The sequence below is a fragment of the Corynebacterium sp. HMSC08C04 genome (assembly GCF_001807495.1).
GTDB classification, from domain to species: Bacteria; Actinomycetota; Actinomycetes; order Mycobacteriales; family Mycobacteriaceae; genus Corynebacterium; species Corynebacterium simulans.
Map to the genome: position 1 here is coordinate 89779 of NZ_KV789192.1, position 25155 is coordinate 114933.

A 25155-nucleotide genomic window follows, 5' to 3' on the forward strand; every position below is an offset into this window, starting at 1 on the left:
GATGAAGAGGTTGACAAATACTTGGTCGGCCCGAGTGGTTTCCGTCGGAGTAGCGTGTGCGGTTTCGTTCGCAGGGCCGGGCGTGGTTGCTGCAGAAGCGGTGCAGGTTGCCGGGCAGCAGTCCACTGGTGCCGAACGCACTTCGGCTACGGATACAGTGACAATCCGGCTGACACAAGGCAATCCCAACGACGATGGCCAGGCGCCCTCGGGAAAAATCCAAGGTGTCACAATTCATCTGGACCGGCTTGCCGGCTTGGACCCGACCAACGCTGACGACGCAGCCCGCGTACGGAACGCGAATCTCGACGAGGTTCGTGATTGGCGCACCGATGTGCACGTGGATCTGGTCACCAATGCCAATGGCGAGGTGACGTTTGATGGTCTAGCTCATGGCTTCTATGTGGTGACGTCTACAGCGCCGGATGATTCCTACCGAGAGATAAACCCGTTTGTGGTGGCGGTTCCATTCCACACGGTGGTAGATAACCCGAAACCAGTACCAGGAGTGATTGTGGCCAAGACCCACAAACCGGGTGAAACGCCGACGCCACCCACGTCGTCATCTGCTCCGAGCGCTCCGCCGTCACGCCCGGATACCCCGCAAACACCTCCGAACTATCCACCGACTAAACCAGGGAAGCCACCTCACCAACCCGAGACAACGCCGCCGGGTACTCCAAGTGCCGGTAAGACCTCAACCCCAGTAACGCCGTCGGGCAATGGTGGCTCATTGGCGATGACCGGTGCACAGGTAATCGGTGTAGTAGCCGCAGCGTTGGCATTGATTGCCACTGGTTTCGTGATGATTGCCTTTAGCCGTAGGAAGAATTCAGAAAGCGAGGGACGGTAATGTCCTGGACAGATTCTCATCTGGTCGAGCCGGTAGCGTATCGCTGGCGCGTCGTAGGGGCGTTCGCTGCAGTGCTGGCCCTAGTTTTTAGCGTCGCTGCGCCGGCTGCTCTTCCAGGTTTCATTGGCGCTGTCGCCGAGGCACAAACCACAGCGTTGCGTGTCGAGCTTGATTCCGCAGACCAACTGAGCCTGACTGTTGGCGACTCCGCAACATTTGAAGGCCACTTTGTTGACGCCGGAACCGTGGAGGAGTTGGAATTCACTGTTGAGACTGCAGGACTGGAGTTCGACGGCTCGGCCTACACACTGACTATCGACGGCGAAGTGATCCCCGTCCGCGAAGGAGACAACCTCGTTGTAAAATCAACCAGTTCTTCAGTGACTTTCCGAATCGCTGGCCTTTCTACTGACGTGCCAGCAGGGGCAGCTTTCTCACTGAAGATCCCAGCGGTCGCAGAGGAATCCGAACTGAGCGGGATGTCCGTCGACGTGCGTGGAGTAGCCGAGGAGACTACCAGCACGTCATCACCTGAATCCAGCGAAGCCTTAGAAGCCCCTTCGGAGGTGACTGAGCCGCTTGATATTGCTGACGTTGACGCGGCCCCAGCCCGTCTGATGGCGGCGCCGAACATTACCCCGTACGCTGCAGGCGACCGCACCATCACGATGGTAAACGATGGATACGTGCTTAAGGGAAGCCGATATATCCCGAACTTTAAGATTCCGTCCGGTGAGCTTTTTGGCGGCCAGCTGTCCATTCCGCAAGGCACGGTGGTTACCCTCAAATCCAGCGTTAACAGTTATTTATCGACTAACCCTGATGACCTGACGATCTATTACACCGGTGCCAACGGAGGTTGGTATGAGGCGAAGGTGACCTACAAAAGGATTAGCGCCAAGGAATACCAAGTCATCCTGCCGCAGATTACTATTGGTGGCACCGCACAGATTCAGTTTAAGGGTGTTCACCGCGGGCCAGACAATACAGTGTTTACAGCTTCCTTCACTGTTCCTGCGAAAGAAGAGTGCCAAGATCCGGTTACAAGCAGGCAGCCAAAGCGCGAGCTCACCCCAGCTGAATTTGCTGACGGTAGCCCTGTCTACGTTGTGACCAGTGAGCCTGCAGGCCGGACCCGCGATACCTCTGTCCTGCGCCGGCAGATCGACCAGGGCCGCGATTACCGGCAAGTAGGCGAGAAGACCCCATGGGTTTATAACTCTCTAGCATTCAATTCGAGCGACAACTGGCTCTACGCGGTGAGCCAGATTCGCGGCGAAAATGGTGATCCTTGCTACCCAGCAGGACATCTCCTGCAGATTAATCCGGCGACCGGTGTGGTACATAACCTTGGGCCTATCCTTACGTCCGGAAGCACCGGTACCCCTTTCGAAACGAGCAGCGACCGGGATCTGCTTAACGCGGGCGTGTATACCAGCGAGGGTTTCTTCGTGGCTAACACGTCTACCTCTGGTACTCGGCGCCTTTATAGAATCGATGTCGATAATGTCACTGCTAAACGCGTGTTCGGAAACCAGCAGTCTTTTTCGGAGGACTGGGCGGTGCTCCCTCAAGCCCAGAAGTACATGTGGGGCTTCCAGAGTAGATCTCAGGCCGGCGACAAGCTGATTCTTGAACGCATCGATACTCAGACCGGGGCAGTCAAGACCTGGGATCTCACGGGAATCAAGACTTTGGACGGGCGCACTATCTCCAACCCCTCCGCCTCGTGGGGCAAGGCATGGACCTATTCCAATGGAAACCTAGGGTTTGGATCGGGTAGTTCGGCTGCGAATCAGCTGGGTTTTGAGCTAAAAATCAGTAACCCGGACTCCGAAAGTCCGACGTTCGAGTTGGTCAACATAATGAACAACCTGCCTGCTTCATTTAACACGGATGCTGCTTCCGATCTGGTGCCGCCGCCGCCAGCGCTGCAATCCAACATTGCAGTGAAGAAGCAACGCTCCGAGACCAAGGCGGTAAACGGCGAGGTCCGTACTTTCTGGACCATTTCGGTGGAAAACACCACAGCTAACGCCAGCTCGGGAGGCACGTTCTGGGAGTACCTACCAACGGATACTCACTATGGGGTGAATGCTTCCGGTCCCACTGCTAAGTTCGAAGGCTTTGGGCCTGGATCCACACTCGTCAACGGGCGTAATCCAGGGCCTAACGAGATTGGCCCGGGGGCCGGTATTTATGCAGGCATGACTGTCCCGTCCGGAGCGGACGGTGAGTCCCGATACATGAAGGGCTATGTTGGTACACTTCCAGGACACGCGAAGGTAGAGTATGTCGTCTCTGCGCCGGTGCGAACGGATAAATACGGCAACCTCAAGACGGTGTGTAGCCCGAACAAAGTGGCTTTCCAAGCCACTGAGGGTGAGGCCGGTAGCGACAACGTTGCTACTGAAGCCTGCTTCAGCAAGGTTGCTGTCGACAGTGCACCGCAACCTGTTCCTGGTGCGGCGAATGAATATACCGCGAAGTACAACGTCGTAGTAGCCGCCCCGGATGCTCCCGGCTTCGACACCAATGAGGTGATCTACGGAAAGCTGACGGATACCCCGAAGTTCGTTGGTGCCGCCACGGTTACTGGGGCCACTGTGGTCTTCAAGGACGAGTTCAACAAGACCAGCCAGCCGCAGTCGTACCAGGGGGCCGGTCCGTATGAACTCAACAAGAACGACACTCCAAAGATCATTAAGCCCAAGGGCGTCAATGGAAGCTCCGGGCAGCACGTCTACGAGGTGACGGTGCGCTTCAAGCTGGATCGAACCAAATTGAATAGCACATCCGTCCCTGCCGGGTACCCGAGTCAGCCTGCCGGTAACTCCCGCTGCTACACCAAGGATGGCCTACATGAACCCAACTTTGGCCTCATGAACGAGGCAGAGATGGGCGGTTGGAAAGACACCTCTTGTATCCCGCTGGAGACCAAGCAGATGGATGTCCTGCTTGAAAAGGTGAGCTATGATCCAGCCGCGCCGGACAAGATTCAAACCGACGAGTTGCTCGACGGCGCGCAGTTCACCGTCCACCGTGGTGACGCTGACGGCAACTTGAAGCTCAACGCGGATGGCACCGTCAATACTGATGCTAACCCCGTAGTGAAGCAGTCCACGACCACCACCACAGGCCGCGTCAAGCTCGAAGGCTTGGATGCCCCTGGCGTGTACTACCTCATCGAGACCAAGGCGCCGAACGGCTATAACCTGCTGCCCGCGCCAATCAAGTTCTCGACGGAGTGGGATCAGAATGGCAATGCAGTCATCAAGGTGCTCTCCGGAGGAACTGCTATCACCAGTAGTAGGTGCGCTGAGTCCGACACTGCTGCCAATTGCGTAAAGAAGGTCGGCATCCTTCAGGTCGCCGACATCACCAAGGGTGCACTGCCCAAGACCGGTGGTGAGGGCGTAGGCCTGTGGGCTCTCGCTGGTGCCGCGATTGTCGCGGCAGGGTGCCTCGCTTTGCGACGCCGCTGGGTATAGAACCACCGCTTGCGGCTACTTTTAGAAAAGGCCCGCTCTTCCAAACAACCAGGGAAGGGCGGGCCTTATTGTATCTTCATTGGCGGCTAGGAATCTTGCGGGTCGTCGTCAAGCGCGGCGTCCTTGGCGTTGCTGACATATTTGCGCCACCAGTAGATGAGCAGAAGCACGATGATGACAGCGGCTGCCAGAATGACCCACATCCACCACTGCCAGTGAACACCCGAGCTGTTGAACGCAGCCTCATCTTCCGGATCCATCGGCACTTGGTGGCCGGTGACGAGCAAGCGGTGGGTATTAACACCGTAGGGGGTGCAGGTAATGAGCGTAACGAGGTCCTGGCCTGGCTCACGGTGGAGCGAGCTGGTGTCCGCAGGCTCGACGACCCGAATATCGTGCACCTCGTACTTGAGCTTCTCGCCGCCGGCGGCGATGTAGAAAGCATCGCCCTTCTTGACCTTGGTGAGGTTGTCCCACAGCGTGGCATTTTGTAGGCCTGTGTGGGCGGAAAGTGCTGCGTGCCGACCCTCGCCATCACCTACGCCGCCGACAGGTAGGTCCGTGCCGTAGAGGTGGCCAGCGCCGCGGGAGAGCGCCTTTTCTGAAGTGCCGTGATAAATGGGCAGATCGGAATCGATAGAGGGGATGACGATACGACCCATGGCATCGGTCTCAGACAATACCGACAGGTACTGGCGGTAGCGCTGGTACTCGGGGGAGTCTTCGTTATCGGTGGTGGTCCACGCGTCGCCAATGCTGATTTGGCCCAACCCGGCGTTGTAGGCTTGTGCTTCCTCCCATGCGGTGTGCAGTACTTCTGGCGGGGCTTGCTTCTCCAGCTTGGCGTATTCCTCGGCGGCGCGGGATTGGGTGTGGTTGTTCCACTGCGTGGCCACGACGGGGTAGAGCAAGACACCGAGACCGACGAGGATCAGAATTAACGCAATGATGGCGTTGGGGTTGACGACGCCCTTCTTCTTGGGTGCGTCGCTGATTTCCGCTGGTTCGTGCTTGCCCATTGTGTCCTGCCTGTGTGGGGGTCTGTTGCCGCGCGTCCTAGGGGTTGACGTGGGGTACATAACGTGAGTGTTAGAACCTCAGACTAGATCGGAGAGAATCCGAAACTGTGCCTAGTCGCCGATAACGAAGCACAGGGCTTCATACCGATTTAGAGTGGCCTCATCGATGGCTAAGTTTTGATCAACCGCGCACAGTTCGCGGAGTTCATCGATTGTGCGGGGCGCAAGCTCTTGGAGTAGATGCTCACACTCAGCGCGAAGATCCGCTGTGGTTTTGGGCGTGAAGATAGGGGCTGTCATGGTCCATCCTGTAAGTATGAAATTAGTCCATGAACTGGGAAAATAAGTGGAGCCGACGACGGGAATCGAACCCGCGCCAGCAGCTTGGGAAGCTGCAGTTCTACCATTAAACTACGTCGGCGCAATGCATCTTGTGCATCGTCGTAAAGCTTAGCACCGCCGCCGCCTAAGGCCATAAAAGGCCCAGTGGGGAGGTAGACTATCAACCGTGCTTCTTTCTGATCGTGATATCCGTGCCGCCATTTCCGCTGATGCTCCCGAGCGTTTGAGCATCGACCCTTTCGACGCCGAGATGGTCCAGCCTTCCTCCATCGATGTGCGCTTGGACAAGTTCTTCCGCGTGTTTAATAACTCGCGCTATACGCATATTGACCCCAAGCAGGAGATGCCGGACCTCACCAGTGAGGTGGAGGTGGCCGAGGGTGATGCCTTCGTCCTACACCCCGGCGAGTTCGTGCTGGGCGCCACGCTGGAAAAGTTCACCTTGCCGGCCAACCTGGCAGGCCGCTTGGAGGGCAAGTCCTCCCTGGGTCGCCTAGGCTTGCTGACGCACTCCACGGCAGGCTTCATCGATCCGGGCTTCTCCGGACATATCACACTCGAGCTGTCCAACACCGCTAACCTGCCCATTTCGCTGTGGCCCGGGATGAAGGTGGGCCAGTTGGCTATCTTTAAGATGTCTTCGCCGGCGGAGGCTCCGTATGGTTCCGGCGCGCTGGGCTCGAAGTACCAGGGCCAGCGTGGACCGACGCCGTCGAAGTCCTATCTGAACTTCCGTTAAACTTTTCGTTCTCGCCGCGCGCTTCAGGTCAACCGCGCCTAAAATTCCCGGTTATGCGTATGACTGTGATTGGTACCGGCTACCTAGGTGCGACTCACGCCGCCTGTATGGCGGAGCTCGGCCACGAGGTACTCGGTGTAGATGTTGATGAAAGCAAGATTGAAGCTCTCAAGAACGGCCGCGTGCCGTTCTACGAGCCCGGCCTGCCGGAGGTACTCGAGCGCAACATCGAGGCCGGCCGCCTAGATTTTTCCACCAGCTATGACGACGCCGCGGAGTTCGCCAACGTGCACTTCCTCGGCGTTGGCACCCCGCAGGCCCACGGCTCCTACGCCGCGGATCTCACCTACGTGAAGTCTGTCATCACGGAGCTCGTACCGCGCCTCAAAGGCGAGCACGTCATCTTTGGTAAGTCCACCGTTCCCGTGGGAACTGCGGCGGAGCTGCAGGAGATGGCGAATGAGTTGGCCCAGGAGGGCAGCCACGTGGAAATCGCGTGGAACCCAGAGTTTCTGCGCGAGGGCTATGCAGTAAAGGACACCATCGCTCCAGACCGCATCGTTTTGGGCGTGCGGGGCGGGCAGTCCCGCGGCGAGGCTGTAGCCCGTGAAGTCTATGCCAAGCCGTTGGCGCAGGATACGCCGTTTATTGTGACTGACCTGCAGACTGCCGAGCTGGTCAAGGTCTCTGCGAATGCGTTTCTGGCCACCAAGATTTCCTTCATCAACGCCGTGTCTGAGATCTGCGAGATTGCGGGCGCGGACGTCGTAAAGCTTGCCGATGCTATCGGTTACGACGAGCGCATCGGCCGTAAGTTCTTGGGCGCAGGTCTGGGCTTCGGCGGTGGCTGCCTGCCGAAGGATATTCGTGCATTCATGGCACGTGCCGGCGAGTTGGGTGCGGACCAAGCGCTGACCTTCCTGCGTGAGGTCGATGCCATCAATATGCGTCGCCGTGACCGCACCGTGGACATGGCTAAAGAGGCCTTCCAGGGTTCGCTGTTAGGCCACCGCGTGACAGTTCTGGGATGCGCTTTCAAACCGAACTCTGACGACGTTCGCGATTCGCCAGCGCTGTCCGTGGCGGGTTCTTTGTCCTTGGCTGGCGCTGCGGTTACCGTCTATGACCCAGAGGGCATGGAAAACGCCCGCAAGGTGTTTCCTACGTTGAACTACGCCGCTGACTGTGAGGAAGCTCTGCGCGAGAGCGAGCTGGTTATTCTCGCCACCGAATGGCAAGAATTCCGCCAGCTGGACCCCGCCGAAGTGGCGGAGCTGGTCACCAACAAACACATCATCGACGGCCGCAACGTCCTCGACGTTGAGGCGTGGAAGCAGGCCGGCTGGACCATCGAGGCGCTGGGCCGCAGCCTCTAGCGAACGGACAGGGCGCTATTAGTAGCGTCAGGTTCGGGACCCGCCTCACGCTGCGGGATGGTCAGCGCTGCGATGAGAGTGGTGATGGGCACTGCTAGGGTCAGTGCCATTGCACCCACGGCGGAGCGCAGGAGCTCGGTGGCTACGAGGTCGCTGGAAAGAATCTGGCCCGCCGGGCGCTGAGCTGCTGTAATCAGCATGAGCAGCGGCACTGACGCGCCGGTATATGTGAGGACGATGGTGTAGACCATGGAAGCGATATGGTCGCGGCCGACCTTCATGGCGGACTTGAACAGCTCCGCAGGGCCTGCTTCGGGGTTGAGCTCATTGAGCTCGCGGACGGTGGAGGCCTGCGCGATGGAGATATCGTTGAGGCTGCCCAGCGCGCCGATGATGAATCCGCAGAGCAGGACACCCACGATGGAAACTCCGGGCATGTAGAGCAGGAGCTTGAGGTTGTCTTCGGAGCTAAGTCCCTGCAGGCTCGTTGAGTTGATAGTGGAGCTGGCCAGGAAAGCCGCCAGCAGCAGGGCGATGAGTGCACCGCCCAAAGCAGAGGCGGACTTCCAGTTGAACCCGTGCACGAGTGGTACAACGATGAAGATGATGGCGGCGCTGGTTACCAATGCCAAGCCCAAGGGGTTTGTGCCCTCGACGAGAGCGGGAAGCAAGTAGAAGAATACGATTGCGAGCGAAATTGCCAGGCCAATGAGCGAGCGCAATCCGTGCCATGCCGCGAAAGCAATGATGACGATAGCGGCGATGATGGCCCAGAGGACGAGGTTGCCGCTGCGTTGATAATCGGCGAAGGCATAGTCTACGTCCCCGTTGGGGCCGGTGGCCTCGGAGAGCAGGATCTTGTCACCCTCCTGCAAGTCTGGGTCACCCGCGACGCCAAAGTGCACCAGCTGGGTCATCTTGCCTGCGTTGTCCCCGGAGGTGATATCGATGAGGGAGCGGGTGCAATCGCCACCTGGCTCCGCCGGAATGAGTGGTGGCTTGTCGAAGGCCTTGCCGGTCTGATCCGACTGGCAGATGGCGTGGTCGACAGTCTTGACCGTGCCCTCGGCCTGCGGGTGGTTCAGAGCGTAAGTCTGCGAGAACTCTGCGCTCGTGTGATCTACCGGAGAAGTGGTAGGGCGCAGGAAAATAGCGCCGATGATGGTTACAAGGACGGCCAGCGCAAGCCCGATAAGCAGCGCGAGACGCCACGGGTTTTGGTTCGTCGCTAAATAAAGGCGGCCTCCACTAGGAAAGGAGACCACCGGCTTGGAAGCCGTCGTGTGTTTGCCCATGCAGCTTATTGTGAACGATTGTCAGTTCAAATGGCAACTGCGCACAAAAATTGCAAACAAATACGAGGCCTTTCACTTAGAAAGGCGGCTTGAGCTACTGGCGGTAGCTGGCCAGGAAGTTGCCGAGGCGCTCGATAGCGTTTTCCAGCTGGGAAGCCCACGGCAGGGTAACCACGCGGAAGTGGTCCGGGTTTGGCCAGTTAAAACCAGTGCCCTGGACCATCAGGATCTTCTCCGAGCGCAGGATATCCAGCATCAGCTTGGAATCGTCGTGAATCTCGTAGACATTCGGATCCAAGCGTGGGAAGCAGTACAAAGCACCCATCGGCTTGGTGACGGAAACGCCCGGGATCTCGTTGAGCTTCTCGTAGGCCACGTTGCGCTGCTTGAGCAGGCGACCGCCCTCGCCCGTGAGCCCGTAGATGGACTGTCGTCCGCCGAGAGCTACCTGGATTGCGTGCTGTGCCGGAACGTTCGGGCACAGGCGGGTGCCCGCCAGTAGGTCGAGACCCTCGATGAAGCCGCGTGCATGGCTCTTCGGGCCGGTCAGAACCATCCAACCAGCGCGGTAACCAGCCACGCGATAAGCCTTGGAAAGACCGTTGAAGGTAATCGTCAGCAGATCCGGAGCGAGGGACGCGATCGAGATGTGCTTCGCGCCGTCGTAAAGAATGCGATCGTAAATCTCATCCGCCAAAATTAGCAGGTTGTACTCACGCGCTACGTCTACAATGCGCTGCAGAACCTCGCGGGAGTAGACGGCGCCCGTTGGGTTATTCGGGTTGATGACCACGATGGCCTTAGTCTTTTCTGTGACCTTCGCGCGGATATCCTCGATCGAAGGATTCCAGTCATCCTCCTCATCACACAGGTAGTGCACCGGCGTACCGCCCGCTAGGGAGGTGGCGGCAGTCCACAAAGGGTAATCGGGGGCTGGGATGAGTACCTCGTCGCCGTCGTTAAGCAGCGCCTGCGTGGTCATGGTGATGAGCTCAGAAACACCATTGCCCAAGTAGACATCGTTGACGTCGAAGTGCGGGAAATCCTCCAGCTCGTAGCGGGTGACAATCGCGCGGCGCGCCGGAATGATTCCCTTCGATGTGGAATAGCCCTGGGAAGTCGGCAGCGCTGCGATCATGTCGCGCATGATGACGTCCGGGGCATCGAAACCGAATACGGCAGGATTGCCGGTGTTCAGCTTGAGGATGCTATGGCCGTCTAGCTCCATGCGCTCCGCCTCCGCAGAGACCTCACCACGGATGTCATACGCGACGCCTTGAAGCTTGGTGGATTGGTCAAAAATGCGGTTGTTCGGTGTAGTCATGGAAAATATTCTGCCACTTACAGGCTATTAAGGTCTCAACTAGACTACTTTTTGTTCCATTGCTCAAGCTTGCGCTTGGCCAGATTCATGGCCTCGCTGGTCAGCTCACCTGCTTGGCGGCGCCTCTCCGCCCACTGCGCTTGCTCCAAAGCCTTCTGCTGGGCGCGCTCTTGGGCCGTTAGTTGCAAAAGCTCGCGGCGGTGCTGGCGCTCAATCTTGCGCGGGGAGGGCCGGTGCCAGGACTCTGGGCCGATTTTGGCGACGTAGAGCATAATCCACAGCGCTGGGATGAGGAACAGTGCGCCCACGCCGCTGAGGAGAGCAATCGTGCCGGCGGTTTCGGAAACGACGAAGCAGGTGGTGGCGGCGAAGGTTAAGGCCATCGAGCCAATCAGCGCGGTGGCCAGGCGCGGCTTTTTGCTGGACTGATAGGCACGCTCGACCTCGCCACGGGAATAGACCTTGATTTCGGTGGAAGATACGGCTGGAATATCGGCAAACAGCGGCACGAGTTCGCGGCGCGTGTTCGCGCGCATGACGTCGTCAGAGCGCTCCTCGAATTCCTCCATGCTGAGCCTGCCCTCGCCGACGGCGCGGGCGAGATCGTTGATGGCGTCGGTCTTCTCTGCGTCGGATAGGCGCATCGAATTCGCGGGATCAAAAGGGGAGGCTCCGAAGCTATGCGTCATGGTTTTACTATAGGAAAACCGGAGGACACATGCGTATGCTGCTAGCGATCATTCCTTCTCGGCGCCTTCTTGTAAAGTGCCCTCTCGGCCCTCTTGCTTGGCGTCATCGATGGCGTCGTCAAGCGCTGCTTCGGAGTCCTCTTCTTCTTTCTTGGACTCGGCGGCTTTCGCCTTGGACTGCTCGTTTTCTTCCTTGCCCTTAACGAGGCTGGACAGGAGAGGGAAGATGGCGACGGTCAGTGCGCCACCGGCGACGAAGATGGAGGAGGTCTCCTCGTCCACGATGCCGGAGCTGACTGCGATGGTCATGACAGCGACGATGATCGGTAGACCCGTTGCTGCGTAGAGGGCCACCTGGAGACGCTCGCGGGTGGTCTCGATGTCGGACCCTGTGTGGTGGATGTTCTCGCGCAGGAAAACGGGCAGGCCACGGGTGACGAGAATGAGGGCGGGGATGCCAAGCACTTTGAGCGGGTTGTTGACGATGACGTGCCAGTCGATGGACATGCCGGAGACCACGAAGAAGACCGGAATCAGCATGGAATAGAAGACAACGTCGAGGCGGTTCTCGAGCCCCTTATGGAACTCGTCGGGGATGATGCGGTTGAGGATGATGCCTGCTGCGAATGCGCCGAGGACGATGTCGAGCTCGAAGACCGAGGTGACGGCCATCAGGATGGCCAGGATGAGGATGATAAGGCGCAGGATGGTCTGGTTCGTGGAGCCAGCGCCGGAAAGGAATGCGGTCTTGAGCCACGGCACTGCGACGATGAGCGAGCGCGGCATGACAGCGACGCCGACGGCGATGACGATGAACGCCAGCAGGATGAGCATGGTGCCTAGCGTGGAGCGGGTTCCCAGCAGGAGAGCCATGGCGGTGATGGGAGCGACCTCGCCGATGGCGCCGTGAATCATGACCGAGTCGCCGACTTTGGTGCCGATGAGTTTGTCCTGCTTGAGCATCGGCGTAATCGTGCCGAGCGCGGTGGAGGTCAGTGCGATTGCCATGACGATGGCACTAGGGATGTCATGCAGCAGGAAATATGCGCCGGCCAGACATGCGACGAGACAGATAAGCCACGTGGAGAAACCGGTGATGGCTTCCTTGGACTTGAGGGTAGAGATTTCGATCTCGAAGCCGGCTAGCAGGAACAATGCGCCGACGCCTAGCTCTTTGACCATGCCGATACCGGGGTCCTCGTGGGCGAGGTCGAGCATCGAGGGGCCGATGATCATGCCGAAGATGATGAGCAGGGCCACGGCGGGCATTTTGTTCTTGAGCATGTAGGAGACCAACGGGGCCAGAAGAGCGGCGGCCATGATCCATGCAAAGGAGACGAGGGAGGGGGTGTAGTCAGCTTCCCCAGATGCGAGCACCAATGTGTCGGCGGCGCTTAACGCGTCGAAAATCATGTGAACAGCGTACGCGGCGAGTACCCCGACTGCCTATTCATCCAGCAAGTTTGGTTTATCCGTCGCTTATTTGTGGCCCACTTGTGGCTAACTTGTAATGCAAAAGGTCTTGCCCGGGCTCCGTTGTTTCGCGTTTCTCCGTCTCCCCGCAATAGCCCAGACCTGGAACCCCACACCTGGATACTCAGACCTCCAGGTCGCAGATAGTTTCATGGCTAAACTTTTTAATCGCGACCTCAAGGTCTGGTTTTCCAGGGGTGCATTTTTAAAAACGCCCTCAGAGTCCACACACTTCCGGTGCCCCAAAATACAAAAATCCGGAGCAACTCAAGGAAGTCGTTGCTCCAGATTTACGAAATTAGTCAGCGGCCGGTGGTGCTGGAGGCGCCGGCGGTGCAGGCGGAGTTGGTGGCTGCGGCGTATCCGCACTCGACTGTGGTGCTGCTGGCGGGGTAGGTGCCTTTGGCAGTGAAGTTGCGCCAGGAGCAGCCGGCGCACTTGGCGGCGCCGGTGTTGGAGCCTTCGGTGCTGGTGCTGCAGGCGCTGCCGGTGTGGATGCCTTTAGTGCCGCGGGTGCAGGCGCTGATGGCGCACTCGGTGCTGCAGGTGCAGGTGGCGGTGTGGCTCCCGACGCGGCTGGCGGTGCGGGCGGAGTTGGTGCTGGCGCTGCTGGTGCTGCAGGCGCTGCCGGCGGCACTGGTGCAGCTGGCACGGCGGGAACTGCAGGTGCAGGAGGAGCTGTTGGTGCGGATGGCGCTTGGGGAGCGCTTGGTGCAGCTGGTGCGGCGGGAGCTGCAGGAGCCGGGGGTGCGGCCGGAGCGGGAGCGGTCGGGGCAGCAGCCTTGGTGGTAGGTGCGCTGGCAGTTGCTTCGGTCGGCGCAGCGGGGTCGACGGTCGTTGCATCTGAAGACGCAGGAGACGCAGGAGAATCCGGGGAGGCCGTGGCAGCTGGCTTTTCGGACGCACGCAGACGGGTAGGCGTGCCGAGGAACGCCTTCGGCCGCGGCTCGGGGAGGGCGCCGTCGGCGTCGGCGACGGAAGCGCGGAGCATGAGGGCAACGTCGGTGACGGCAGGTGCAGCGGACGCTGCTGCAGAACCGGGGGCGTCGGCAAGCGCTTTAACGCCGCCGGTGAACATGACGTTGCAGAATGGACAACCCGTGGCAATCTCCTCCGCGCCGGTGGCGATGGCCTGCTCCGCGCGGAACTCGTTGATGCGGGTGCCTAGCTTTTCCTCCATGAACATGCGCGCGCCGCCAGCGCCACAGCAGAAGGCCTCGTCGCGGTTACGGTCCATCTCACGGAGGGAAACGCCAGTGGCTTCCAGCAGCTCACGCGGCGGATCGAAGACCTTGTTGTGGCGGCCCAAGAAGCACGGATCGTGGTAGGTAATCGGCTTGCGGTTTTCCGGCGTACGCGGGATCGGCTTGAGCAGCCCCTCACGCACTAGGCGGTTAAGCAGTTGGGTGTGGTGGAAGACGTCGAAGTGCCCATCGAAATCTGGGTACTCGTTGCGCAGCGTGTTGAAGCAGTGCGGGCAGGTGGTGATGATCTTGCGCTGGCCTTCCGGAACGCCTTCGAAAGCGTTGTTTAGGGTCTCAACGTTTTGCTGCGCCATCATCTGGAACAGGAACTCGTTGCCAGCACGGCGCGCGGGATCGCCGGTGCAGGTCTCACCAGTAGAAAGCACGCCGAACTTCACGCCCGCCGTGTGCAGCAGGTCCACCACGGCGCGGGTGGTCTTGCGGCCCTGTTCGTCGTAGGCACCGGCGCAGCCGACCCAGAACAGGTACTCCATGTCGGCAAAGTCCGTGGCGTCCTCGCCGATGATAGGCACCTCGATGCCGTCGGCGCGTGCCTCATCGATCCAGGCGCGGCGCTCAGAGTTATTGCGGCCCCACGGGTTGCCCTTGGTCTCAATGTTTTTGAACAGTCCGGTCAACTCAGAGGGGAAGTCGGATTCCGCCAAGACCTTGAAGCGGCGCAGGTCAGCGATGTGGTCGATGTGCTCGATGTCGGTCGGGCACTGGTCCACGCAGGCGCCGCAGTTGGTGCAGGACCAGAGGACGTCGTCGTCAATGGCGTTTGCCATAGCCAGCACGTTGACTCCCTCGTGCGGGTTGTAGTTCTCGACGGCGGCATCGCGCATGTCCATCACGAACTTCTTCGGACTCAGCGGCTTCTCGGTGTTCCACGCCGGGCAAAGGTCTTGGCAGCGGCCGCACTCGGTGCACGAGGTGGTATCGAGCAGCATCTTCCAGCTGCCGGGGGCGATGTCTTCTTCGAGGTCCGGGGTCGGAAGGGAGCCGAGTGCCTTGTCGCCGCTGACGTTGCGTTGGAAGAAGATGTTGAAAAACGCCATGAAGCGGTGCCACATGACGCCCCAGGTGAAGTGGCGCGAAATCAGGAAGATGAAAATCAGGCCGGTAAGCAGCTTGAACAGCGCGAAGAAGGACACCAGCGCCGGTGAGGCGGGAAGCAGCTTGGCCAGGTGGCTGGAAAGGAAATCCGCCCACGGGGAGCCGTGGCCAAACGCCGCGATTTTCGACGCCTTGACCAGCAGCATTCCAAGCCCCTCCAGGAAGACCACGGCCTCGACGATGCGGGCAGGGCCTGGCTGGGAGTTGTAGAAACGGGAGCCGCGCTCAGTGTGTCCATACTTGAGGCGAACGCCGATGAGGAAGCTAATACCCACAACGGTGGCGATACCGAGGACCTCTTCGATGAAGTGATAGACCGACCAATGCGATAGCAGCGGCCAGCCTCGCGACGGCGCGAAGGTCTGGATATAGGCTTCAAACCAGACGAGGATGCCGAAGAGGAACCCCACCATGACTGCCCAGTGTGCCGCGTTGACGAAGGGCCGGCCCTTGAAGTGCGTGTGGCCGAATACTTCCACCACGACCCGCCACAGGCGCTTGCCGAGGCGGTCGAAACGCTGCAGCAGGGTTGGCCCGCCGGAGCGAATGAAAGCGAACATGCCCCATGCGCGGTACGCAAAGTAGCCCCACACGGGGATCGAAACGAGGATGGCTAGCCAACCGAAGACGGCTGTCATTTCACGGACTCCTTATAAAGTTGCGCGCAGATATAAACAGCCTAAACGGTGGGCGCGCAAAGATGGGAGTCGGTATTCATCGCGGTTAAGACATTGACTCAGTTCATGGTGGCCCAATTCATGGTGGACAGCATAAAAGGCACAGCTTTTCGACGCTCTCGCCGAAAGGCTAGTCTTCCTCGGCGAACTGCGCCTGGTTAAGCCGCCAGTAGGCGCCTTCGCGGGCAAGCAGCTCGGCGTGGGTGCCTTGCTCGACGATGCGGCCTTCCTCCATGACGAGGATGAGGTCCGCATCCCGGATGGTGGAAAGACGGTGGGCGATGACGAAGGAGGTGCGGTCGGCGCGCAGCGCATTCATCGCGTGCTGGACGAGCATCTCGGTGCGGGTATCCACAGAGGAGGTGGCCTCGTCGAGGATGAGCAACGCCGGCTGGGCCAGGAAGGCGCGTGCGATGGTGATAAGTTGGCGCTCGCCAGCAGAGATAGCGCCGGCGTCTTGGTCGATGAGTGTGTCGTAGCCATCGGGCAAAGCGCGCACGAAGCGGTCCACGTAGGTGGCCTTTGCTGCTTCGATGACCTCCTCGTCGGTGGCATCTAGGCGGCCGTAGCGGATGTTTTCCATGATGGTGCCCTCAAAGAGCACAGCGTCCTGGAGCACCATGCCCACCTGCGAGCGCAGTTCGGTGCGCGACATTTCGGCGGTGTCATTGCCATCGATAGTGATGGTGCCGGAATTCAGCTCGTAGAAGCGCATGATGAGGTTGACCAGCGTGGTCTTGCCCGCGCCGGTAGGCCCGACGATGGCGGCGGTCTGGCCCGGCTCAACGCGCAGGTTGAGATCCTCGATGAGCGGCTTGTCTTCCGAGTAGGAGAAGTCCACGCCGCGGAACTCCACCAAGCCCCGCGCGCGGCCTTCGAAGTGCGAGGTCGCGGTGTCCGGGCGCTGTTCCTCAGCGTCGAGGAATTCGAAGACGCGCTCGGCGGAAGCAACACCGGATTGGATTTGCTGCATCATGCCGCCCAGCTGGCCCAGCGGCTGGTTGAACTCGCGGGAGTACTGAATGAAGGCTTGTGCGCCACCCAAGGTGAGCTGGCCGTGGGCCACGCGCAGCGCGCCCATCACGGCGATGACCACGTAGGACAGATAAGAGATGAACTGCATGACCGGCATCATCATGCCGGAGAGGAACTGCGCTTGCGATGCAGATTTATAAAGCTCCTCATTGCGCTCATCGAATTCTTCGGTCATGGCGTCCATGCGGCCATAGACCAAGGCGAGGTCGTGCCCGGAGAAGGCCTCTTCCACCTGGCCGTTGAGTTGGCCGGTGGCACGCCACTGGGTGGCGAATTGCTTCTGCGAGCGCGCGCCGATGACACCAATGACGATGCCGGTCAGCGGCAGCGAAAGCAGGGCCACCAGTGCGAGCTGCCAAGACACGGAGAACATCATGACGGTAATGCCCACCACCATGAGCAGGTCGTAGAAGACCTGCGAGACCGCTTGCTGGAGCGCGGTCTGGATATTGTCGGCGTCGTTTGTCGTGCGCGAGAGCAGGTCGCCGCGGGAGTTGGTGTCGAAGTAGTTCAGCGGCAGCGCGTTGACCTTGGCCTGGATGCGTTGGCGCAGGTCATAGACCGCGCGCATCACCAATGAGTTGAGAATATGACCCTGCCACCACTGGAAGAGCGCGGAGACCAAGTACATCGCGATGACGATGGTGATGATGCGGCCCAATTGCGTGAAGTCGATGCCCAGGCCTGGGCGCAGGTCCATGGCGGAAGCCATGTCCGCGAAGGTGTCCTTGCCTTCCGCCCGCAGGCCCTCGATGACCTGCTCCTCGCTGGTGCCCGCCGGCAGCTGCTTGGAAAGCACGCCGGCGAAGATGACGTCGGTTGCCTTGCCCATCACCTTCGGTGCGTAGACCGCGAGGAATACGCAGACGATGTTCATCAATGCGATGATGATAAGCCGCGATTTGAAGGGCATGAGCAGCCCGAACAAGCGCTTCGCGGAAGGCCAGAATGCCTTAGCCTTGCGTGGGGCGTTGCCGGACCAATCGTCCCCGGCGGTCTTGGCTTCGAGTTCGTGGAGCTCTTCTTCGGTCATGCCGTGCGCATCTTGTGCAGTGCTTGCCATTACTGCTCACCTTCTACTGGTGTGGCTTGAGAATCGACGATTTCCTTATAAGTTTCAGAGCCTTCGACCAGCTCGGCGTGGGTGCCACGGGCAACGATGCGGCCGGCTTCCATGACCAGGATTTGGTCGGCGTCCATGATGGAGGACACGCGCTGGGCGACGACCATCATCGTGGCGTCGGCAAGCAGCGGGCTCTCGTGCAGGGCCTGACGTACGTTCGCGTCGGTGACCACGTCGAGGGCAGAGAAGGAGTCGTCGAAGAGCAGCACCTTCGGTCGCGCAACGAGCATGCGCGCGATGGATAGGCGCTGGCGCTGGCCGCCGGAGACGTTCGTTCCGCCTTGGGAAATGGGCATGTCCAGGCCCTTTTCGTCCCTTTCCACGAAGTTTGCTTGGGCGATGCGCAGCGCTTCCCACAGCTCCTCGTCGGTGGCTTCAGGGCGGCCGAGGCGCAGGTTAGAAGCCACGCTTCCGCTAAACAGGTAGGGCTTTTGCGGCACGAGGGACACGCGCTTGACGATGTCCTGGCGGTTCATGCGGGAGACATCCGCGCCGTCGAGAAGCACCTGGCCCTCGGTGGGCAGATACAAACGCGGAATCAGGTGCAGCAAGGTCGACTTGCCGGAGCCGGTGGAGCCGATGATGGCGGTGGTCTGGCCGGGCCGGGCAGTGAAGGAGATGTCGTGGAGGACCGGGGCGTCGGCGCCGGCGTAGGTGAATGTGACGTCACGGAACTCGACGACGCCGTCGTTGCGCTCCGGCGTCACGTTCTTCGCAGGCTCGGCGATGGAAGGCTCGTGCTCCAGTACCTCGGTGATGCGCTTAGCGCAGATAACGGCGCGGGGCAGCATCATGGCCATGAACGTGCCCATCATGACGGCGGCGAGGATTTGCAGCAGGTATTGCAAGAACGCGGTCAGCGCGCCGACTTCCACAAGGCCCTCATCCACGCGGTGGCCACCGAACCACAGCACGGCGCCGGTAGCGACGTTGAGGATGACAGTGATGATGGGGAACATCAGGACGAAAATCTGGCCGATCTTCAAGGAAAGCTGCGTGAGATCGTGGTTGGCCTTGGTGAAGCGCTCGGTCTCGTGGGCCTCGCGGACGAAGGCGCGCACGACACGAATGCCCACGATTTGTTCGCGGAGGGTGCCGTTTAGGGAATCGAGTTTGTCCTGCATGCTGTGGAAAAGCGGCATGAGCTTGGCGATGAGCGCGGAAATCACGCCGAGGAGAACCGCCACGGCGACCCAGACCAACCAGGACAATCCGGCATCCTCGCGCACCGCCATGACGATGCCGCCGATGGACATGATGGGTGCGGCCACCATGAAGTCCAACATCATCAGGTAAACCATCTGCACCTGCTGGACGTCGTTCGTGCCGCGCGTGATGAGGGTGGGCGTGCCGTAGTGGCCCATGTCCTCGGCGGAGAAACGAGCGACGCGGCGAAAGACCTCGCTGCGCAGGTCGCGGCCGACGCCCATGGCGGTGCGGGCTCCAAACCACACGGCGGCGACGGCGGTAATGACTTGGGCGAAAGCTACGGCGAGCATGATGCCGCCGGTGTGCCAGATGTAGTCGATGTCCACCTTGACCACGCCGTTGTCGATGATGTCAGCGTTGAGCGAGGGCAGATACAAGGTGGCGGCGGTGGATAGTGCTTGGAGCACAATGACTGCAAGCACGAAGCCACCATAGGGTTTTGATCGAGAGACCAGAATGCGAACTAGCTCCACTAGACCGACCTTTACTTAAGAATTGAAATTAACTCGGTCGAGTCTAATGCGAATGTGAAGAATGTGACTAGCCGCGTGCAGGTGGTATCGGCTGAATCACGTTTGAGCGTTAAAGGCAGACTGGCGCAAGTTGCGCGCGGCGGGTGACGGTGGCCCAGTCTTCGGGCTGCTCGGTGGGCTGGCGCAGACGAGGTCCACACACATGCCGGCGCCGATGAGCCTTTCAGCTGTGGATAGCGCCGCCGGGCCATCGCCGACGATTGCGACACGCTGCATGGAAACCTCCTTGGTTTATTGTTTATAGACCGTTTTGTCTAATAATCTAGTCTGACCTGTTCAGTTATGGCAATTTTTATTCTTGCATTGCCCCAAGCTCATCGGACTATTCGCGTGTTCAGCGCGCAATGTCTCCTGCACGAATGCGCCGCCTTGCCTAAAGTGAGTCGGCATGACCCAATCGTTAAACCTGCTGGACGGCGACAAGCCCTACCGCGACCCCAGCATTAGCCCGGAAGGCACGCGCGATACCGCGCCGCTCAACCAAGATATTGCCGCGAAAAACGAGCGCCTTGTCGATGAATGGGCGGACAAGCTCTATGCAGAATCCGCCGAAAACATCATGGCGTGGGCTGCAGAGCACGCGCCGGGCCGGCTGGCAGTGACGATGTCGATGGAAAACACGGTTCTGGCGGAGCTCGCGCACCGCGCACAGCTGGACGCAGACCTGCTCTTCATCGACACTGGCTGGCACTTCCCGGAGACGTTGGCTGTGGCCAACGAGGTTGAGGAGCGCTATGCGGACCTCCCCCTAGTCCGCGTGAAACCGCTGCTGAGCCCGGAGGAACAGGACGAAATCTATGGTCCGAGGTTATATGCACGTGATACCAGCGCATATAACCGTATGCGCAAAGTGGAACCGCTGAACATGGCGATGGACCCATACGTTGGTTGGGTGACCGGTCTGCGCCGCGCGGATTCTGAACACCGCGCCACGGCCCCAGCGCTGAGCCTGGACCAGCACGGAAGGTTAAAGATTTCGCCGATGATTACCTGGGATTTGGCAGATACGGATTGCTATATCGCGGACAATGATCTGATTATCCATCCCTTGACGCTGAAAGGCTATCGCTCTATCGGCTGTGCGCCTTTGACCTTCCCGGTGGGTAAGGGCGAGGACGCTCGTTCCGGCAGGATTTTTGGAGACGGCAAGACAGAATGCGGGTTGCACGAATGACACAGAAGAACACACTTTCGCCCCACTTAAAGGACTTGGAAAATGAGTCCATCCACATCCTGCGCGAGGTAGCGGGCCAGTTCGATAAGGTCGGCCTGCTTTTCTCCGGCGGCAAGGATTCCGTGGTGGTCTTCGAATTGGCGCGCCGTGCCTTTGCACCAGCGGTGGTGCCTTTCGAGCTTGTGCACGTTGATACCGGGCATAACTTCCGGAGGTCATCGAATTCCGTGACCGCTTGGTTGCTGAGACCGGTGCGCGCCTGCACGTGGCTAAGGTGCAAGATTGGATTGACCGCGGCGAGCTGCAGGAACGCCCTGATGGTACACGCAATCCGCTGCAGTCGGTGCCGCTGGTTGAAACCATCGCGCAGCGCCAGTACGACGCCGTGCTGGGCGGCGCCCGCCGCGACGAGGAGCGGGCGCGTGCGAAGGAACGCATCTTCTCCATCCGCGATTCCTTTGGCGGCTGGGATCCGCGCCGCCAGCGCCCAGAGCTGTGGGATCTCTACAACGGCGGCAAGATGGCCGGTGAGAACGTGCGCGTTTTCCCAATCTCCAACTGGACCGAGTCTGATATCTGGGAGTACATCGGCGCGCGCGAGCTGCAGCTTCCTTCCATCTATTACTCCCACGAACGCGAACTGTTCAATCGCAATGGCATGTGGCTGTGCCCGGGCGAGTGGGGTGGCCCGCGCGAGGGCGAGGAGCTTAAAAAGAAGACCGTGCGCTATCGCACCGTGGGCGATATGTCCTGCACTGGCGCCGTTGAATCCACGGCCTCGACCCCGGAGGAAATCCTGGCGGAGATTTCCGTTTCCACCCTGTCCGAGCGCGGCGCGACCCGCGCGGATGACAAACTTTCTGAATCCGCCATGGAAGACCGCAAGAAGGAAGGCTACTTCTGATGACTAATTCTTCACTCGTCGAACGCCTCACCACCCGCGAGACGCTGCGCCTGTGCACTGCAGGTTCTGTGGACGACGGTAAGTCCACCTTCGTTGGCCGCCTTCTTTATGACACCAAGTCTGTGCTGGCGGACCAGGTAGAATCCATGGAACGCTCCTCGGCGGACCGCGGTTTCGACGGCATGGATTTGAGCTTGCTTGTCGACGGCCTGCGTGCCGAGCGCGAGCAGGGCATCACGATCGATGTGGCCTACCGCTACTTTGCGACGGACAAGCGCACCTTCATCTTGGCGGATACCCCGGGCCATGTGCAGTACACGCGCAACACGGTCACCGGCATGTCCACCTCCCAGGCGGTGGTGCTGCTTATCGATGCCCGACACGGCGTCGTCGAGCAGACGCGTCGCCACCTGAACGTGGCTGCGCTGCTGGGCGTGCGCCACGTGATTTTTGCAGTCAACAAGATTGACCTGGTGGATTATGATGAAGCGACGTTCCGCGCGATTGAGGCGGAGTTTGGTGAGATTGCACGTCGCCTGGGAATTACAGATTCCACGGTCATCCCGATTTCCGCGCTGAAGGGCGATAACGTCGTGGAGAAATCCGCGTCGATGCAGTGGTACACCGGCCCGACGGTGCTGGAAACCCTTGAGACCATCCCGGTGGCCGGTGGCCGCGCGGAGGAGCTGGATTTCCGTTTCCCCATTCAGCACGTGATTCGCGAGCATGCCTCGGACTACCGCGGCTACGCGGGACGCATCAAGGCGGGCACGGTTGCGGTCGGTGACGAGGTGACCGCGCCGCATGGTCGGACGACAACGGTCACACACATCGACACCACCGACGGCGAACTTGGCCCCGACGAGCGCGCGACTGCTGGTGATTCGGTGGTGCTGCGTTTGGCCGATGAAATTGACCTAACTCGTGGTGACCTGCTGGCGGGCAGCGCCCGCCCGGCCGATGTCCGTGAGTTTGCTGCGACTGCGGTGGTGCTCACAGAAAAGGACATCACGCCGGGGCAGATGCTCAAGCTGCGCTATGGAACCTCGCTGGTCAAGGCCCGCGTGGCATCGGTAGACCGCATCCTGGACTTGGATGGTGTGGCTGACGATGAGGCGCCGGAGAAGGCGAGCCTCAACGATATCGCGTACATCACCGTGCAAACGCAGGCTGAGCTGCCTGTTGAGGACTACGCGGCGCGCGGCGCGGTGGGTAACTTCTTGCTCATCGACCAGGCCAATGGCAACACTCTGGCCGCGGGCTTCGTGGGCAAGCGCCTGCGCGGCTAAGGCTTCACCGGTGTAACGGTAGAATTCTTTAATGTGATTGATTACAGCGCCCGCATTCTGTTTGTTGCTGCCGTCGATAAAGAAGCAGCCGCTCTTCCGGAAGGCACGCCTTTACTCGTTACGGGAATTGGTACTCTGCCTGCGGCAATTTCGCTTACTGAGTACCTCACCGTCGCGCGTGAGGAGGGTACTTTGCCGGAGCGCGTGGTCAACATCGGCACAGTGGGCGCGCTGCGCGATGGGCTGGATGGGGTCTATGAGGTTGACCGCGTGGTCAAACACGACTTCCAGCTCAAAGTGTTAAGCGATATCTCCCGTTACCTGCTGCCTGCGGTAATTGAGCTTCCCACGAGCGGCAAGTTCCCGGTTCAGGGCCTGGCCACTGGTGACACGTTTGTTTCCGACACCGCTACTCGTGACCGCTTGGCTGTCGACTCTGGACTTTGTGACATGGAGGGCTACGCCATCGCCGCAGTGTGTCAGCGTTTTGGCGTACCAGTCACCCTGTTGAAGCAAGTATCTGACCCAGCCAACGAGTCCTCCGTTGGCGCCTGGGATGATGCGCTTCCCCGAGCTGCACATGAGTTAGCTGATGCTGTGCGGGAATTGGGCTTTCTACCGCGCTCCTAGCTCGGCGGAATTGGGGCCGGTGCAATTTGGTCCGGCCTTAGATGGTCCGGCCTTAGATGGTCCGGCCCCAAATGGTGAGGAACAAATGGTGAGGTCACGCAACATGCGCCCCAGCAGGTAACTGTAGCCGCAGGAGTTGTGGGGCGACCTCACCATTTGGAGAGCGGGGCCGCGAAGAGGACTAAGCGGAAGCCTTCGGCGCAATCATGTTGTAGAGCTCGCGGACCTTGGCGCGTGGGGAATCCGGGTCGAGTTTCTCCACGGATCGGGCGGCGTCGAGCTCTGGGCTGCTGCCGGAAGCATCGATGTGGGCTTCGGAGTCTTCCTTCTGCTTCTGCAGGCGGGCCTTGCGCTTCGGCTTCGGGGCACCGGTGACAATCTCCGCCTCGTTCGGGTCAACTTCACCAGCGCGAATGGCGGTAACCAGCGCCTGGTAACGGAAGGTGACGCCAATGGTCGCCGCCACCGGCACCGCGAGGAATGCGCCGATAATGCCAGCCAGCGCAGAGCCCACCGTGACAGACAGAAGGATGACCGCAGCGTGCAGGCCCATAGCCTTGGACTGCAGGATCGGCTGTAGGACATTGCCCTCAATCTGCTGGACTGCAACGACCACGAGCAGGGCAAGCAGTGCGGTTGTCAGGCCGTGGGAAACCAGGGCCACGATAACGGCGAGGGCACCGGCGGTAATCGCACCGACCAGCGGAATGAAGCTCGCGAAGAAAGTCACGACACCGATGACGAATGCCAGCGGTACCTGCAGGACCATGAGGCCGAGGCCGATGAGAACGGCATCGACAAGCGCGACGGTGGCCTGGGCCTGGATGTAGCCCGAGAGCGTCTTCCAAATGCGGTTGCACAGCTCAGTCATGTGCCAACCGGCTGGGAATCCGGTGTATTTGCGCATCCACGGTAGGAACTTCTCGCCTTCCTTAATAAAGAAGAAGGTCAGGAAGAGCATGATGACGATGGTCACCACGATGGAGCTGACCGTGGAGAAGCCGCTCATGACGCCGGTGGCGATGTTGGAGGCTTGGCCCTTAACCGCGTTGGTTACATCATCGATGAGTTGCTGAACCTTGGTCTCATCAATATCGACAGGGAGCTTCTCGCCGAGCTTGATGAGCTCGTCGATGCCGCCTTGGGCCTGGTGGATTAGGTCCTGGCTCTGGTTTTTCACGGTCGGCGCCATTGCGGCGAAGATGCCGGTGACGATGGCGAAGAAGCCTAGCAGAGTCGTGGCAGCGGCCAGCGCGCCGGGGAAGCGCAGCTTCGTGCGCATCCATGCGGTCACAGGGTAGAGGACCGTGGCGACCAAGATGGCCAGGATGACTGGCAGGAGGCCGGTCCACAGGAATTTCAGCAGGTAACCAGCAATGGCCGCAGCTGCGACGATGAGGATAAAGCGGCCAGAGGCTTTTGCCAGCGTGCGGAAATCTTTTGCTAGGACCTCCGTCTTCAGGTCCTCGCGAATCGGCTTCGGCGCATCGGAGCCCACGCCCTCGGCGTCATTGCTGACGAGTGGCTGCGGTAGCCGGTGCTCGGCATTCTCGGCGCCCTGTGGGACTGCCACGGAGTCTTTTGCAGATGAGGCAGATGTATCTTTGGAATTCACTTGAC

General features: G+C 60.0%; 17 protein-coding genes, 1 tRNA gene and 1 pseudogene. 8 read left to right on the forward strand and 11 right to left on the reverse strand.

Going from position 1 to position 25155, the window contains the following annotated elements; all coding sequences use genetic code 11:
- Position 1 precedes the first annotated feature (1 nt).
- Entirely contained in the window at positions 2-853 is an 852-nt protein-coding gene (locus HMPREF3169_RS12560; protein WP_083281209.1) for an isopeptide-forming domain-containing protein, read from the forward strand.
- Entirely contained in the window at positions 853-4344 is a 3492-nt protein-coding gene (locus HMPREF3169_RS00810; RefSeq protein WP_070455359.1) for a prealbumin-like fold domain-containing protein, read from the forward strand. Before HMPREF3169_RS12560 ends, HMPREF3169_RS00810 begins: the two co-directional genes overlap by 1 nt.
- An 86-nt stretch (positions 4345-4430) precedes the next feature.
- Here the strand turns inward: HMPREF3169_RS00810 and HMPREF3169_RS00815 are convergent, their stop codons facing one another.
- Positions 4431-5363, reverse strand: coding sequence for a class C sortase (locus HMPREF3169_RS00815; RefSeq protein ID WP_070432262.1), 933 nt, complete (start codon positions 5361-5363; stop codon positions 4431-4433).
- Between the two features lie 347 nt (positions 5364-5710).
- A tRNA-Gly gene (locus tag HMPREF3169_RS00825) sits at positions 5711-5784 on the reverse strand.
- Between the two features lie 87 nt (positions 5785-5871).
- On the opposite strand from HMPREF3169_RS00825, the gene dcd reads away from it, so the two are divergent.
- Positions 5872-6444 carry a dCTP deaminase gene (gene dcd, locus HMPREF3169_RS00830; RefSeq protein WP_062036915.1) on the forward strand — a complete coding sequence of 191 codons (573 nt, stop codon included), beginning with the start codon at positions 5872-5874 and terminating at the stop codon, positions 6442-6444.
- Between the two features lie 53 nt (positions 6445-6497).
- Positions 6498-7820, forward strand: a complete 1323-nt coding sequence (locus tag HMPREF3169_RS00835; RefSeq protein WP_070432263.1) for a UDP-glucose dehydrogenase family protein — start codon at positions 6498-6500, stop codon at positions 7818-7820.
- On the opposite strand, the gene HMPREF3169_RS00840 is transcribed toward HMPREF3169_RS00835, so the two are convergent.
- The 8 genes from HMPREF3169_RS00840 to HMPREF3169_RS13305 all read right to left on the reverse strand — a co-directional run bounded on the left by HMPREF3169_RS00840 (position 7817) and on the right by HMPREF3169_RS13305 (position 19754).
- Complete coding sequence (locus HMPREF3169_RS00840; protein WP_083281207.1) at positions 7817-9115, reverse strand: YibE/F family protein; 1299 nt, start codon at positions 9113-9115, stop codon at positions 7817-7819. The genes HMPREF3169_RS00835 and HMPREF3169_RS00840 overlap by 4 nt on opposite strands.
- 94 nt (positions 9116-9209) lie before the next feature.
- Entirely contained in the window at positions 9210-10439 is a 1230-nt protein-coding gene (locus tag HMPREF3169_RS00845; RefSeq protein WP_061924969.1) for a pyridoxal phosphate-dependent aminotransferase, read from the reverse strand.
- 44 nt (positions 10440-10483) lie between these two features.
- A complete protein-coding gene (locus tag HMPREF3169_RS00850; RefSeq protein ID WP_246815570.1) occupies positions 10484-11128 on the reverse strand; it encodes a DUF1707 SHOCT-like domain-containing protein in 645 nt (214 codons plus the stop codon).
- A gap of 48 nt (positions 11129-11176) precedes the next feature.
- On the reverse strand, positions 11177-12541 hold the full coding sequence (locus HMPREF3169_RS00855) for a cation:proton antiporter (protein ID WP_083286025.1): 1365 nt from the start codon (positions 12539-12541) through the stop codon (positions 11177-11179).
- 358 nt (positions 12542-12899) lie between these two features.
- A complete protein-coding gene (locus HMPREF3169_RS00860) occupies positions 12900-15599 on the reverse strand; it encodes a (Fe-S)-binding protein (protein ID WP_070455364.1) in 2700 nt (899 codons plus the stop codon).
- Between the two features lie 169 nt (positions 15600-15768).
- Positions 15769-17736, reverse strand: coding sequence for an ABC transporter ATP-binding protein (locus HMPREF3169_RS00865; RefSeq protein WP_070455366.1), 1968 nt, complete (start codon positions 17734-17736; stop codon positions 15769-15771).
- Complete coding sequence (locus HMPREF3169_RS00870; RefSeq protein WP_070455368.1) at positions 17736-19478, reverse strand: ABC transporter ATP-binding protein; 1743 nt, start codon at positions 19476-19478, stop codon at positions 17736-17738. Before HMPREF3169_RS00870 ends, HMPREF3169_RS00865 begins: the two co-directional genes overlap by 1 nt.
- Before the next feature lie 96 nt (positions 19479-19574).
- Positions 19575-19754: a hypothetical protein gene (locus HMPREF3169_RS13305; protein ID WP_061924958.1), complete on the reverse strand. Its 180-nt coding sequence runs from the start codon at positions 19752-19754 to the stop codon at positions 19575-19577.
- A gap of 172 nt (positions 19755-19926) precedes the next feature.
- Here HMPREF3169_RS13305 and HMPREF3169_RS00880 point away from each other — a divergent pair, with 172 nt between their 5' ends.
- The 4 genes and pseudogenes from HMPREF3169_RS00880 to HMPREF3169_RS00895 all read left to right on the forward strand — a co-directional run bounded on the left by HMPREF3169_RS00880 (position 19927) and on the right by HMPREF3169_RS00895 (position 23535).
- Positions 19927-20712, forward strand: coding sequence for a phosphoadenylyl-sulfate reductase (locus tag HMPREF3169_RS00880; protein ID WP_061924955.1), 786 nt, complete (start codon positions 19927-19929; stop codon positions 20710-20712).
- Positions 20709-21616: pseudogene (gene cysD, locus HMPREF3169_RS00885) on the forward strand (sulfate adenylyltransferase subunit CysD). The gene HMPREF3169_RS00880 and the pseudogene cysD overlap by 4 nt, the downstream one beginning before the upstream one ends.
- Positions 21616-22905 (forward strand): sulfate adenylyltransferase subunit 1, encoded by a 1290-nt coding sequence (locus tag HMPREF3169_RS00890; protein WP_070455369.1) that lies wholly within the window; start codon positions 21616-21618, stop codon positions 22903-22905. Before cysD ends, HMPREF3169_RS00890 begins: the two are co-directional and overlap by 1 nt.
- 33 nt (positions 22906-22938) lie before the next feature.
- Positions 22939-23535: a nucleosidase gene (locus tag HMPREF3169_RS00895; protein ID WP_070455371.1), complete on the forward strand. Its 597-nt coding sequence runs from the start codon at positions 22939-22941 to the stop codon at positions 23533-23535.
- Between the two features lie 181 nt (positions 23536-23716).
- Here the strand turns inward: HMPREF3169_RS00895 and HMPREF3169_RS00900 are convergent, their stop codons facing one another.
- On the reverse strand, positions 23717-25150 hold the full coding sequence (locus tag HMPREF3169_RS00900; RefSeq protein ID WP_246815571.1) for an AI-2E family transporter: 1434 nt from the start codon (positions 25148-25150) through the stop codon (positions 23717-23719).
- Between the last annotated feature and the right edge of the window lie 5 nt (positions 25151-25155).

Coding starts and splice junctions, on each gene's coding strand:
- HMPREF3169_RS12560 (WP_083281209.1), top strand. CDS start 2: ATGAAGAGGTTGACAAATACTTGGTCGGCCCGAGTGGTTTCCGTCGGA.
- HMPREF3169_RS00810 (WP_070455359.1), top strand. CDS start 853: ATGTCCTGGACAGATTCTCATCTGGTCGAGCCGGTAGCGTATCGCTGG.
- HMPREF3169_RS00815 (WP_070432262.1), bottom strand. CDS start 5,363: ATGGGCAAGCACGAACCAGCGGAAATCAGCGACGCACCCAAGAAGAAG.
- HMPREF3169_RS00835 (WP_070432263.1), top strand. CDS start 6,498: ATGCGTATGACTGTGATTGGTACCGGCTACCTAGGTGCGACTCACGCC.
- HMPREF3169_RS00840 (WP_083281207.1), bottom strand. CDS start 9,115: ATGGGCAAACACACGACGGCTTCCAAGCCGGTGGTCTCCTTTCCTAGT.
- HMPREF3169_RS00845 (WP_061924969.1), bottom strand. CDS start 10,439: ATGACTACACCGAACAACCGCATTTTTGACCAATCCACCAAGCTTCAA.
- HMPREF3169_RS00850 (WP_246815570.1), bottom strand. CDS start 11,128: ATGACGCATAGCTTCGGAGCCTCCCCTTTTGATCCCGCGAATTCGATG.
- HMPREF3169_RS00855 (WP_083286025.1), bottom strand. CDS start 12,541: ATGATTTTCGACGCGTTAAGCGCCGCCGACACATTGGTGCTCGCATCT.
- HMPREF3169_RS00860 (WP_070455364.1), bottom strand. CDS start 15,599: ATGACAGCCGTCTTCGGTTGGCTAGCCATCCTCGTTTCGATCCCCGTG.
- HMPREF3169_RS00865 (WP_070455366.1), bottom strand. CDS start 17,736: ATGGCAAGCACTGCACAAGATGCGCACGGCATGACCGAAGAAGAGCTC.
- HMPREF3169_RS13305 (WP_061924958.1), bottom strand. CDS start 19,754: ATGCAGCGTGTCGCAATCGTCGGCGATGGCCCGGCGGCGCTATCCACA.
- HMPREF3169_RS00880 (WP_061924955.1), top strand. CDS start 19,927: ATGACCCAATCGTTAAACCTGCTGGACGGCGACAAGCCCTACCGCGAC.
- HMPREF3169_RS00890 (WP_070455369.1), top strand. CDS start 21,616: ATGACTAATTCTTCACTCGTCGAACGCCTCACCACCCGCGAGACGCTG.